The 11,331-nt window shown below is 67.4% G+C and carries 10 protein-coding genes; 2 read left to right on the top strand and 8 right to left on the bottom strand.

Annotated elements, in window-relative coordinates:
- Window positions 1–32: 32 nt before the first annotated feature.
- The gene (gene bla / locus OHS16_RS30670; RefSeq protein ID WP_328540506.1) at window positions 33–944 is read left to right on the top strand and encodes a class A beta-lactamase; all 912 of its coding nucleotides are present in this window, start codon (window positions 33–35) and stop codon (window positions 942–944) included.
- A 402-nt stretch (window positions 945–1,346) separates the two neighbouring features.
- Here bla and OHS16_RS30665 read toward each other — a convergent pair whose 3' ends face one another.
- Both OHS16_RS30665 and OHS16_RS30660 read right to left on the bottom strand, forming a co-directional pair.
- Window positions 1,347–2,033 (bottom strand): restriction endonuclease, encoded by a 687-nt coding sequence (locus tag OHS16_RS30665; RefSeq protein WP_328540505.1) that lies wholly within the window; start codon window positions 2,031–2,033, stop codon window positions 1,347–1,349.
- A gap of 341 nt (window positions 2,034–2,374) precedes the next feature.
- Window positions 2,375–2,977 (bottom strand): TetR/AcrR family transcriptional regulator, encoded by a 603-nt coding sequence (locus OHS16_RS30660; RefSeq protein ID WP_328540504.1) that lies wholly within the window; start codon window positions 2,975–2,977, stop codon window positions 2,375–2,377.
- Between the two features lie 111 nt (window positions 2,978–3,088).
- On the opposite strand from OHS16_RS30660, the gene OHS16_RS30655 reads away from it, so the two are divergent.
- Window positions 3,089–4,333 (top strand): ABC transporter permease, encoded by a 1,245-nt coding sequence (locus OHS16_RS30655; RefSeq protein WP_328540503.1) that lies wholly within the window; start codon window positions 3,089–3,091, stop codon window positions 4,331–4,333.
- Window positions 4,334–4,428: 95 nt separating this feature from the next.
- Here OHS16_RS30655 and OHS16_RS30650 read toward each other — a convergent pair whose 3' ends face one another.
- The 6 genes from OHS16_RS30650 to OHS16_RS30625 form a co-directional block, all read right to left on the bottom strand.
- Entirely contained in the window at window positions 4,429–5,532 is a 1,104-nt protein-coding gene (locus OHS16_RS30650) for a Gfo/Idh/MocA family protein (RefSeq protein WP_328540502.1), read from the bottom strand.
- 23 nt (window positions 5,533–5,555) lie between these two features.
- Window positions 5,556–6,383: a sugar phosphate isomerase/epimerase family protein gene (locus OHS16_RS30645; protein ID WP_328540501.1), complete on the bottom strand. Its 828-nt coding sequence runs from the start codon at window positions 6,381–6,383 to the stop codon at window positions 5,556–5,558.
- Window positions 6,384–6,427: 44 nt separating this feature from the next.
- Window positions 6,428–7,297, bottom strand: a complete 870-nt coding sequence (locus OHS16_RS30640; RefSeq protein ID WP_328540500.1) for a carbohydrate ABC transporter permease — start codon at window positions 7,295–7,297, stop codon at window positions 6,428–6,430.
- Window positions 7,294–8,262 (bottom strand): carbohydrate ABC transporter permease, encoded by a 969-nt coding sequence (locus tag OHS16_RS30635; protein ID WP_328540499.1) that lies wholly within the window; start codon window positions 8,260–8,262, stop codon window positions 7,294–7,296. Before OHS16_RS30635 ends, OHS16_RS30640 begins: the two co-directional genes overlap by 4 nt.
- A gap of 1 nt (window position 8,263) precedes the next feature.
- Window positions 8,264–9,556 (bottom strand): ABC transporter substrate-binding protein, encoded by a 1,293-nt coding sequence (locus tag OHS16_RS30630; protein WP_328541044.1) that lies wholly within the window; start codon window positions 9,554–9,556, stop codon window positions 8,264–8,266.
- Between the two features lie 1,123 nt (window positions 9,557–10,679).
- Window positions 10,680–11,273, bottom strand: coding sequence for a GNAT family N-acetyltransferase (locus tag OHS16_RS30625; RefSeq protein ID WP_328540498.1), 594 nt, complete (start codon window positions 11,271–11,273; stop codon window positions 10,680–10,682).
- Window positions 11,274–11,331 lie beyond the last annotated feature (58 nt).

Raw genomic sequence — 11,331 nt, 5'->3', positions numbered from 1 at the left:
ACGGACAACCATGACCTGGGAGCTTTTTCCACATGACCAGCGCCACCTCTCTGTCGCGGCGGAACCTGCTGAAGGCCGGTGCCGTGGCTTCTGCCGCCGTACTCGTGCCCGCGGTCTCCGCATCTGCCGCGTCCACGCACCCCCAAGTCAGCGGTACCGAGCACCGTTTCCGCGCCCTTGAGCAGAAATACGGAGCGCGCCTCGGCGTGTACGCCCACAACATCCACACCGGGCGAGTGGTGACCTACCGCCCGCACGAGCGGTTCGCAATGTGCTCGACGTTCAAGTCGGTCGCGGCCGGGGCGCTCCTGCGTGACCACGACTGCTCCGCGCCGCTGGACAAGGTGATCCGCTACCGGCGGAGGGACCTCGTGGCGAACTCCCCGATCACCGAACAGCACGTCGATGACGGCATGACGGTGGGCGAACTGTGCGCGGCCGCGATCCGGTACAGCGACAACACGGCAGGAAATCTACTGCTGCGTCAGATCGGCGGGCCCGAAGGTCTGACCCGATTCTTCCGTTCGCTCGGCGATCCGGTGAGCCGGCTCGACCGATGGGAGACCGACCTGAACACCGCCATCCCCGGCGACCTGCGTGACACCACCACGCCGGCGGCCATGGGCCGCAGCTACGAAACGCTGACGCTGGGCCCGGCACTTTCCACCGCTGATCGCCGGCAGCTCGTCACATGGCTGCAAGGCAACACCACGAGCGCAAAGCGGTTCCGCGCCGGGCTGCCGAAAGATTGGATCGTCGCCGACAAGACGGGTACCGGCGACTACGCGTCCGCCAACGACATCGGCGTCACCTGGACGACCGAGCGCACACCGATCGTGCTGACGGTGCTGTCGTCGAAGCCGGCCAAGGACGCGCCGGTCGACGACGAGATGATCGCCGACGCGGCCCGCCTTCTCGCGCACACCCTCGCTCCGGGCGAATGACCCCGTGCCCCCGTCCCTTCGGGCTCATACGGCGTTTCACAGCTGCGGCCGAGTGCGAGGCGCTGATGGGGACGCCGACGGGAGCTTCGCCGCCATCCCCCGAGGCAGGGGTGGCGGCGCACACGGCCTCCGGACAGGGCCCGCGGTCAGTGGCGTCCGGTCAGCGGTGGGTCCGCGGGCGCCGGTGCGGTGGGCGTTCGTCCCCAGGATTCTCTGTCCAGGGCCCTGACAGCTGTCCCGTGACCCGGCGGGCGCGTGATGACAGTTACGGCAGCACTCAGCAACGTCGGATCGAGGGATACGCCCCGTGCGAGGGCGCTCCTCCGCCTTGCGAGGCACCGCGGCCGACGCCGCGCGTCGATCCGCCAAGGACTCCCGGACGGCCGTGGCCACCCCGCGCGCTCACTCGCGCACCTCAATGTCCCAGGGCGCGGGACCAGCACCATCCGTCCAGGCAACGAGGGCCGCCTGGTCCACGCAATGGATCCCGCACTGTTCGCCGTACTCGGCTGCGGGCTCTGTGAACTCGCCGGTGGTGATGACGGCTGCTACATGCGCTTCGTGGACCGCGAAACAGGTGCCGCCAAAGCGCTGCAGGTCCTGGGAGCCTACTTTGTTCAGGGGGCCGTAGCGCTTGCACTGGATGACGATCCGTCGTCCGTCGGGAGCGATGGCCACGACGTCGGCTCCGAGGTCTCCTGCACCGCCTACGACTTGGACGTCGCGGCAGCCGTCACGCTCGCACAGAGCGGCTATGGCCTGCTCGAAGGTGTCCGGGTCCATGGCCGCGTAGTCGCCGGCCTCGAAGCGCTCCGGGGGTCCCTCCCCCGGCGGAGTCGTCTCACCCATCCGCTCCGGTTCCGCCTCGCTCCCTTCGGCGATCTCCTGCGTGAGGTCGGCGAGTCCGTCGGCAGTCCGGCCTGTGACACGGCGGCTGCGAGTCCTTCTCAGCAGTAGTCCCGCAGCGCCGATGGCAGCGGCGGTGACTGCTGCCGCAACAGGGTGGCTGCCGGCCGCCTTCACCAGGAGTTTCAGGATGAGCCCGGCAGCGCCGAGAAGAACGGCGGCCAGGCCGAAAAGGAGGACCATCTGCCGAAGGCTGAATGCAGGTCTCCGACGTTCTCGGGCTTTCGGCCCTCTGATGGGAACGGTCATATGCGGTAGCCGCCGATACCGTTGCATTCGCCTGCGTCAAGATCATTCATCACCGACGTCTGCCCCGACCAGCCCGTTTCAACGACCGCGCGTGGGTCTGAAACCCTGGCGGCCGAGTCGGCCGTCACCTGCCCGCCGCCCTGGCGCGCACCAAGCACCGCGCCTCACCCGCGCATTGTCGTGCCCGCACTCTGTCGTGCCCGCGCGTTCTGCGGCGGCCTCCGATCGCGCCGGCCAGAGATTGCGACCGCCCCCCGCCCGGGCTGCGGTGCGGGTCAGCCCGCCGCCGATGACGGCCACAGCGCGCGCACTGCGTCCGGGACTGCCTCCACTGCCGAGGCACCGATGACGGCCAGTTGGAGGATGTAGCCGGGCAGGATGCAGATGAGCGTCGTCGCGACCGCATCGGCCGTGACGTCCTGAGGCAGGCCGCCCGCGTTCTGATGCTCCCGCACGACCTCGGCCAGATCGGCGCGCATCTGCGCCAGCAGATCGTCCAGCCGCCTGGCCAGCGACGGGTTGCGCAGCGCCTCGGCCCACACCAGTACGGCGAGGCCGCCGAAGCCCCCGCCCGCGGACTTGGCGCGGATGATCTCCAGGGCGTCGGCCATCGCCGCCCCCACGGACCGGCCGGGCTCACGGATGGCGACGGCGTGCATGGTCGCCAGGACGTCCCGCATGTTCTCCTCGGCAATGGCGAGGACCATCTCGTCCTTGCCGGCGAAGTAGCGGTAAACGGCGCCCGAGGACAGCCCGGACTCGGCGAACAGGTCCTGCATGGACGTCGCGTGGAACCCGTCGCGCAGGAAGCAGCGCCGGGCGGCATTGAGGATCTGTTCCCGGCGGGCGTCCAGGTACTGCTGGGTGACCTTCGGCATGACCGCATCCTACCGAAGAAACAAAAACGAATGTTCGTCTTGACGCATCCGGCGATTCCTAGCAGGCTGTCGGACTCAGAGAACGAACATTCGTCTTTTGGAGGCTGTACCGTGAAGAAGCCGCCGGTGGCTCATGCCCCGTGGATCCGCCTATGCGTCATCTCGGTTTCGCTGCCGATGGTGATCATGCTGGCGGTGCTCGCCTTCGCGTGGCCCGCAGGACGGATCGCGCCGCGTGATCTGCCGGTGGGAATCGTCGGTGCGAATGCTGCCGGCCAGCAGGCCGTCGAGGGTCTCGCGCACAGCAAGCCCGGTGGTTTCGACTTCCATCTGTATTCCGACGAGGGGGCGGCCCGCTCAGCCATCCGACAGCGGGACGTCTATGGCGCCTTCGTCGTCACCCCCGGTGACATCACCGTGCTGGAAGCGAGCGCGGCAGGCCCGGCCGTCGCGCAGCTGCTCGGCACCGCGGGTCAGCAGCTGCGGAGTCACGCCTCCCAGCAGGCGGCCGCGAGCGCCCACGCCAAGGCGGCTGGGACCGGGTCACACAGGGCGGCACGGGGCGGGGCGGCTGGGGCCGGCCGCAGCACAGGGCATCCGCCCGCGAACATCAGCCCACCGAAGGTTGTCCACGTCAAGACGGTCGACGTGGTGGCCACCTCCGCCGACGACCCGCGCGGACTCGTCTTCAGTTCTGCGCTGCTCCCGCTGACCATCTGCGGCGTCATCATCGCCGCGGCGATCGCCCTGCTGCCGGGTTTCCGGGCTGCCTGGCACCGGGTCGTGGCTCTGCCGGTCGTCTGCGCCGTCGCCGGCCTCGGCGTCCATCTGGTCGCTCAGGGGTTCCTCGGCGCGCTGCCGCATGAGACGGCTGCCACCTGGGGAGCCCTGTCCCTCACGCTGCTGGCCATCAGTGCCACCACGGCGGGACTGGTCTCCGTCGTCGGGCCCGCCGGTTTCGGCCTCGGCGCCGCGCTCATGGTCTTCGTCGGAAATCCGTTCTCGGGGGTCACCTCCGCACCCCAACTGCTCCCCAAGGCAGTCGGCTCCATCGGCCAGTGGCTGCCTCCGGGGGCCGGAGCGAGCCTGCTGCGCAGTACCGCCTACTTCAACGGCAACGGCTCGGCGGAGCATCTCGCCGTCCTCGCGCTGTGGGGCGTGCTCGGACTGGCCGCCACCCTCCTCGGCCGCCGCGCCCCCGCTGGGTCCGCCCCCGCCCCCGCCGGGTCCACCCCCGCCCCCGAGGGGACTCAGGCCACCTGGCAGACGCTGCCCGACGACCTGCCGGGGACGCAGGCACAGACCCAGGACGCCGGGTACCCGCACGCCCGGCACGCGTACGGCACCGATCGCTGACGTGGCACGCGGGACGCGGGTACCCGGGGCGCCGAACGGTCTCATCCTCCGTGGTGAGTCCGCCGGAATCCGGTCCTCGGACCTCTGCGACGAGGTCAGGCGGGTGTGTGATCGATGCCCTCTCGCAAGGCGTCGAACTGCACCGGTGTCGGGCGCCCGGTGCGTGCGGACTCGTAGATCGCTCCCACCACTGCAAGGGTTTTTGCGGCCTCGGCGACGGTGACGAGGGGGGCTCGGCCCTGGCTGACAGCGGCGACGAAGTCGCGGTACTGGTCGCTGTGGGCACCCGACAGCGCCGCCGGGTCCGCGCCCGCCGTCGCACCGCCCTCCTGCTCACCCAGCACGTCCCCTGCCTGGTTCGCGGAAGCACCAGCGCCGTAAGCCCCGGAGTCCGCGTCCCCGGATGCGGCATGGAAGTACTCCAGCCGGTCACCGTCAATCACTGCGGAGCCGCGATTCCCATGGATCTGCAGCCGTGCGGTCATGCCCGGGTAGGCCGCTGTCGTGCCGTGCACGACGGCGAGCGCACCGTTGGCGAAGCGGATCGTAGCCGCGGCGGTGTCCTCCACCTCGATGCGCTCGTGTGCCAGGCAGGCAGTCTGGGCGTACACCTCGACCGGATCGCCGAGCATCCATACCAGCAGGTCGATGGTGTGGATGCCCTGATTCATCAGCGCGCCTCCGCCGTCCAGGGCCCACGTGCCGCGCCAGTCACCGGAGTCGTAGTAGCCCTGGGTGCGCCACCAGGCGAGGCTGGCAACGGCGGAGGTCAGACGTCCGAACCGGTTCTCCTGGACGGCCCGTTGCACCAGTTGGCTGGCGGCATCGAAGCGGTGCTGACTGATCACTGTCGCAGTACGGCCGCTGCGGCGCTCAGCGTCCACGACACGGAGTGCGGCCTCAAGGGTCACATCGAGGGGCTTTTCCACCACGATGTGCTTGCCCGCTTCCAGCGCGGCAACAGCGAGGGCGGCGTGCTGGCCGCTTGGAGTGCAGATGGCTACGGCGTCGATGTCATCCCGGTCGAGGGCCTGAGCCGACGAGGTGCCGTATTCGGCGCCATGGGCCTCGGCCACCTCCATTGCCCGCGCGGGCATTTCGTCGACGACGAGGGTCAGTTCGGCCTCTGGACCGAGTTCGTTGATCGCTGCGGCATGAGTGCGGCCGATCACGCCGGCACCGATGATTGCGAATCGCATGGTGGGTCCTCGGTGTTCGCTGGTCACTTGTACTCGATGCCCTCGTCGTTGAGCAGTCCGGTGAAGGCCCGGTGTGCGGTGGCGAACAGCTCGGATCCGCTGAACCCGCCCATCGGGCCGGCCGCGACCAGATGGGGTTCGAGGGAGAAGAACCCGTCGAAGCCGTCGGTTCGCAGCGCCCTGAGGGTCTCGCGGACCTCGCCGTGTCCCTCCCCCGCCGGCACGGGCTTGCTCGTTCCTCGATCCGCGTCCTTGATCTGTATGTATTCCAGGTGCGGACGGAGCATCGCGTAGCCCTCCGTGTGGGGCTGGACACCGCACTGGACGAAATTCGCCGAGTCCCAGGTGAGCCGCAGCTGCTCGGACCCGACCGACTCGACAATGTCGAGGCACCGGTCCGGAGTGTCGCCGTAGATGTGCTTCTCGTTCTCGTGCAGGAGCACCACATCGTGTCCACGGGCCCGCTCGGCAAGGGCGGCCATGCGCCGCAAGACCTCGTCGCGGTGCGTCGACGGTTCGTCGCCTTCAGGGAGGAAGAAGGAGAAAATCCGGATGTAGGAAGTCTGGAGTCGTTCGGCGACGTGCAGGGCGCGGTCGAACCGGCGCAGATGGTCATCGAAGTCGTCGTGCACGCCGATCTTACCGATCGGCGAGCCCACCGCTGAGGTGCGCAGACTGTTCCCGGCCAGCGTCTTGCACACCCGGTCGAGTTGCGCGTCGTCCAGGTCGAGCACATTGGTGTCCCAGGCACTGCGAAACTCCATGTGCCCGATACCGAGTTCCCGCAGCTGACGGCACTGCTGGTCGAGGTCCGGTGAAATCTCGTCGGCGAAGCCGGACAGCGTCCACATGACGGTTCTCCTTGACGTAATGGGGGTGTGGGAGGCGGAAATGGTCAGCCCTTGACGCCGCCGGAGGTCAGTCCGCCGGTGAGCTGACGTTGGAAAGCGAGGTAGAGCACCACGACGGGGATGGCGCAGATGACCGATGCGCCCATCAGCTGGCCGTAGAGCGGAATGGCTCCGCCCTCGATGCTCTGGCCTAGCTGCTGCAGCTGCACGGCGGCGGTTCGGGTATCGGGGCCGGTGAGGATGCTCGCGTAGAGCACGTCGTTCCATCCCAGCAGGAACGAGAAGACCAGGGCCACCACCATGCCTGGCCAGGACAGCGGCAGGATGATCAGGCGCAGCGTTCCGAACCGGGTGAGACCGTCGACGAGACCGGCTTCCTCCAGGGATGCGGGGATTGCGCGCAAGTGGGTCACCATGACCCACGTCGCGAGAGGCAGCGCGAAGGTCAGGTAAGTGACGATCAGACCACCGCGGCTGCCGATGATCGCCACACCCAATGCATTTCCGAGCGACGAGAATACCACCACCAAGGGCAGGATCAACAACGATTGCGGCAGTGATTGCATCATCACCAGGCTTACGAGGAAGGGCCGTTGGCCGGAAAAAACGAACCGGGTCAGGCAATACGCGGCGCCCACTGCGACCAGCGTGGCGACGACGGCAGCCACCAGCGCGGCGACCACACTGTTGAACAATCCGTCCGCCAGGGAGACGGTGCTCCACATGGTCAGGTAGTTACTGAACGCGAAATGCGTCGGCCATAGCTTGCCGGCCGCCACCTGGTCATCCGGGGTGACCGACATCAGCAGCATGAACAGCACAGGAATCCCGGCGAAAGCAGCCATCGCCGTGATCACGAGTCTGCGCAGTCCGTCCGGCAGTACGGCTTCCGGTTCACGGGGACGCCAGTTCATGCGCTCACCTCCTGAACTCGCCCATCAAGTCGCGCACTTCGCGTGTACGCCACTGCGGGAATGGCCATCAGAATCAGGGAGACCACTGACATCGCCGCCCCCAGGCCGAATTGGAATACCTGGAATGAGGTTTGGTAGATATTGATGGGAAGCAGGTTGACCGCGTCGGGTGCGGGGCTGCCGAACAACAGGAACGGCAGTGTGAAATTGTTGAAATGGTGCAGCGTACTGAGCAGCAAGCCCAGGGCAAGCTGACCCTTGATCTGCGGCAGCACCACATGGATCGTCTTCTGCCACCATCCGACGCCGTCGAGGTCGGCCGCCTCGTATGTTTCGGAGGGGATCGTCTGCAGGCCTGCGAGCACCATCAGATAGATGAACGCCCACGAGGCCCACACGTCGACGCCGACAAGTGTCCAGAAACTGGTGGATCCGACCAGCCACTGCGTGTCCTCGCCGAGTCCGAGTTGCTGCAGCAGATGGTTGACCTGGCCTGTGGGTTGCAGAACGATCCGCCACATCGTGCCGGTCACGAAGACCGGGATCACGTACGGCACCAGGTAGATCGAGCGCACGAGGCCCCTGCCGCGGAAGCGGCCGTTGACGGACAGCGCGGCAAGCACTCCCAACGGTGCGGCGATCGCGGTGGTGAGCACCGAGAACGCGACGCTCAGCCACAGGGAATGCAGCAGCCCCGACGTCCGCAGGGCTGCGACGTAGTTGTCCACTCCCGCCCACGGCGCGCTCAGCCAGTGCCGCAGCGTGTACTGATTGAGTCGGCTGAAGCTCATGAAGACGGCGAGCACGAAGGGGATGACGACGACCAGGAGGAGCAAGCTCACGGCGGGCCACATCAGCCACAACGGCCGTCGCTCACGGCGGTGTGCCACCTTGCCGGACAGGGCGGCGGCGATACCTGACGTGAACACCCTTGACCTGCCTTCCACGGGGATCAATCGGCTCATGTCAGTGCCTCTGTTCGTTCAGGGAGGACTGGACCGTGTCGTTCGCCGTGGACAACAACCGCCGGACCGCCGACGGGTCGTAGCCGCCCTTCGCCAGTGCCGGCAGGCTCTGGGCCACGACGTTGCCCAGGCCAAGCTGAATTTGAGCCCAGGCCCCACTGAAGGTGGTGGGTATCGATGTCTTCTCAGCTGCGATGTATTCCGCGATTCGGCTGTCGCTCGCTACGCGGCCACGCGCAGCGGAAGCCACAGACGGAAGATCGCCGAAGGCACGGTTGTAGTACTTCTGCTCGGGAGTGCTGGTCACCAGGGCGAGAAAGTCCATGGCCAGGTTCGCATGCTTGGTGTAGCCGGCGACGACGAGATTGTCGCCTGAAACGATACTTCCGGCCGCCAGGCCGCCGTGAGGACGGGCGGTGGCGCCGAACGGTACGAGCGGAAGTGGAACGAAACGGTATGTGCCCCTGACCGCGGACTTTTCGAGCGTTGCTGCGGCCTGCGGGTTCACCATCGGCAGCATCGCTGCCTTACCTGCCGCGAACGCCGCCGTTGCTTGCGCGGAGTTCCACCCGACGGAGGCCGGGTCGACGACATGCTGGGTGCCGAGGAAGTCGAAGTAGTGGTCGACCGCGCCCGCGATCCGCGGATCATCGAGCTGAGCCTTGCTCACGTTGTCGCTGGTCAACCGCGCACCGGACTGCAGGGCGAAAGTCCAGATGAACTTCCATGGGTCGTAGGGGTCGGCATAGTCCATCGCCGTCCCGTAGACACCGGCTTTCCGATTGGTCAACTTCTTCGCGTCGGTCAGGAATTGATCCCAGGTCTTCGGCGGAGAGCTGATGCCTGCGGAGTGGAACAGGGCGGTGTTGTAGAGCATCCCGTACGGGCGCTCCGAGAGGGGTACGCCGATGTCGTGCTGCGCATCCGGTCCGGACATCGCCAGCGCGCTCGGCATGAACTTGTCCCGCCCGCCGATCCGCTTCCAATCCGATCCCGTGAGGACGCGGAAGCTTCCAGTGGCGTAAGCCACCGGCGTGAAGGTGGTGCCGATGCTGTAGATGTCAGGGCCGGTGCCGCTGAGAATGGAGCTCTGGATCCTGGTCTGTTCGTCACCGGCAGAGGAGAAAGTGTCGAAGGAAACCGTGGCTCCCGTCTCTGCTGTGAACTCCCGCTCGATCCGCGCCATCCAGGCCCGCCGTGCCGCAGCGTGGCTGGGGTCGGCGCCGACCAGCACATGAAGGACTCTTCCCTTGCCACCGGCGGCGCCGTCACACCCGGAGAGTCCAGCCGCCATGAGTACCGCTGCCAGCATCGCTCCGATGAGACGGAGATGCCGAGTAGGGCGAAGCATGCCTATCCCCTTTCGCCGGCACTGTCACTCGCCGTGACCGGTCGACGGCGGATGTCCGTCCCAGGTGCACAGCCGATCGGGTGCGGGTGCCACTGCGGCTTCGCCGGTTTGCCCCTGGGGTGCGCCGTGCGCCCATGGGCCGTGTCGGCCCCAGCTACGCAATCCACACCCCGGGCATTGCTCATGCAGCCGGGCCAGTGCATTCCGTTCAGGGTCCGCCCCGGGCCGGCCTCCCTGGGATGCCCGTCTCGCGTGCCGGCGCGGCCGTCGGCACCGGCCCTCGGGTCCCGGGGAACACCGGCACACCTCCACGGGCGACCTCGACAGCGACGCGCACCGCCCGGCCGGCATTCCTGCTCTTCCGACGCCCGGAACCAGTTGGTCCCAGATGCAAGGATCACCACCCCGGGGCGCATTGCCCATCCTCGTCCCCGACGGTCTGCCGGCACTACCGGGTCCACCTCCCCGAATGACGTGAAGGACGTGACCGGAGGAAACAAGAGGTCATCGAACATCTCCAGTTCAATTCACATAGGTGAACAGTCATCACATTGATGAACTGCGCCGACCGTAGGCCCGTCATCAGACGTCGTCAATGCCCCGGACGAGAAAAAGATCAAGCCAGGTGGCTGGACGCGGTATCGCGGCTGATCGCGATCCACCGGCCCTTGGCGCGCGCGATCCGCCCATCGGCCGCGTCGCCGGTCACCCCGGTCGGCATCACGGCTGGACGTATCAACAAACCAGAAGAGGCAAGGTGGCAGCCCACGATGCGGCCGGCTTCGCAGTGCCGCGCCTCAGCTTGCCGAAGCCGTTCATCAAGTGGTCGGGCTCCAGGCCCGATCATGCACGCCGCCCACGGGGGCGAGGGCGCGCATCTGCTCGACTATCCCTTGCCCGGCACGGTATTTGGCGCGGCATCTGATCGTGCGGTCCGAGCGACGCGGGCCTGCTATGCGCTCGCGGCCGGAGTGGTACACGAGGGCGACGCCGTGGTCGAACACGACCGGGTCGCACATGCGCGGGCTACTTCTGGGCGTCAGGTCACGTTCCCGCGGGTGGAAACTCAGGCCTCCCGGTCGCGCAGGCCGACGCAGTCAAAGGCCCAGAAGACCTCTGAGTAGACGAAGGTGCCCGTCATCCACGGCTCGTGAGCGGACAACCGAGCGACCTGGAACGCAGGTTCAGGAATACGCAGAGACGGCGAACGGAGGCCCACCGCGCCGGCACCTTCGAAGCCGCGTGTGCCGTAGTAGTGCGGCGAACCCTCCAGGAATACCAACGGCACACCCTGGCTGTCAGCCGCCGCGAGGGCGTACGCGATGAGCTGAGTACCGACACCCTCACGCCGGAACTCCGGGACCACGCCCAGCGGTGACAGGGACAGGACGTCCACGATCCGGCGTGGAGCGTCCAACCGCGTCGCGCTCAGCAGGACATGCCCGACGACCCGGTCACCAACGGTTGCGACGAAGGACATCGGCGCCAACGCGGCCTCCGCAACACGAAGTGCCTCCACCAGCCCGGGGACGCGATCGCTGTCACCGAAGGCGCGCGTATGAACCTCGCGCACGTCCCGGTGATCGTCGGCGGTCTCTGGCCGGATCACCAGCCCGGCCGGGGCCACCCGAGAGCCTCCAGGCGCATCATGTGACGTCATGGCCGCGAGGGTAGAACGCCGGGGGCTCCGGCGCGAGGCAATTGCACACCAGGTCGTT

The organism is Streptomyces sp. NBC_00344 (assembly GCF_036088315.1).
GTDB lineage: Bacteria > Actinomycetota > Actinomycetes > Streptomycetales > Streptomycetaceae > Streptomyces.
This window is presented reverse-complemented; position numbering and strand designations above follow the sequence as displayed.

What these genes read in the sequence shown, in the direction of transcription:
- bla (WP_328540506.1), top strand. Translation starts at nt 33, where the DNA reads ATGACCAGCGCCACCTCTCTGTCGCGGCGGAACCTGCTGAAGGCCGGT.
- OHS16_RS30665 (WP_328540505.1), bottom strand. Translation starts at nt 2,033, where the DNA reads ATGGTCCTCCTTTTCGGCCTGGCCGCCGTTCTTCTCGGCGCTGCCGGG.
- OHS16_RS30660 (WP_328540504.1), bottom strand. Translation starts at nt 2,977, where the DNA reads ATGCCGAAGGTCACCCAGCAGTACCTGGACGCCCGCCGGGAACAGATC.
- OHS16_RS30650 (WP_328540502.1), bottom strand. Translation starts at nt 5,532, where the DNA reads ATGCGATTCGCAATCATCGGTGCCGGCGTGATCGGCCGCACTCATGCC.
- OHS16_RS30645 (WP_328540501.1), bottom strand. Translation starts at nt 6,383, where the DNA reads ATGTGGACGCTGTCCGGCTTCGCCGACGAGATTTCACCGGACCTCGAC.
- OHS16_RS30640 (WP_328540500.1), bottom strand. Translation starts at nt 7,297, where the DNA reads ATGAACTGGCGTCCCCGTGAACCGGAAGCCGTACTGCCGGACGGACTG.
- OHS16_RS30635 (WP_328540499.1), bottom strand. Translation starts at nt 8,262, where the DNA reads ATGAGCCGATTGATCCCCGTGGAAGGCAGGTCAAGGGTGTTCACGTCA.
- OHS16_RS30630 (WP_328541044.1), bottom strand. Translation starts at nt 9,556, where the DNA reads ATGGCGGCTGGACTCTCCGGGTGTGACGGCGCCGCCGGTGGCAAGGGA.
- OHS16_RS30625 (WP_328540498.1), bottom strand. Translation starts at nt 11,273, where the DNA reads ATGACGTCACATGATGCGCCTGGAGGCTCTCGGGTGGCCCCGGCCGGG.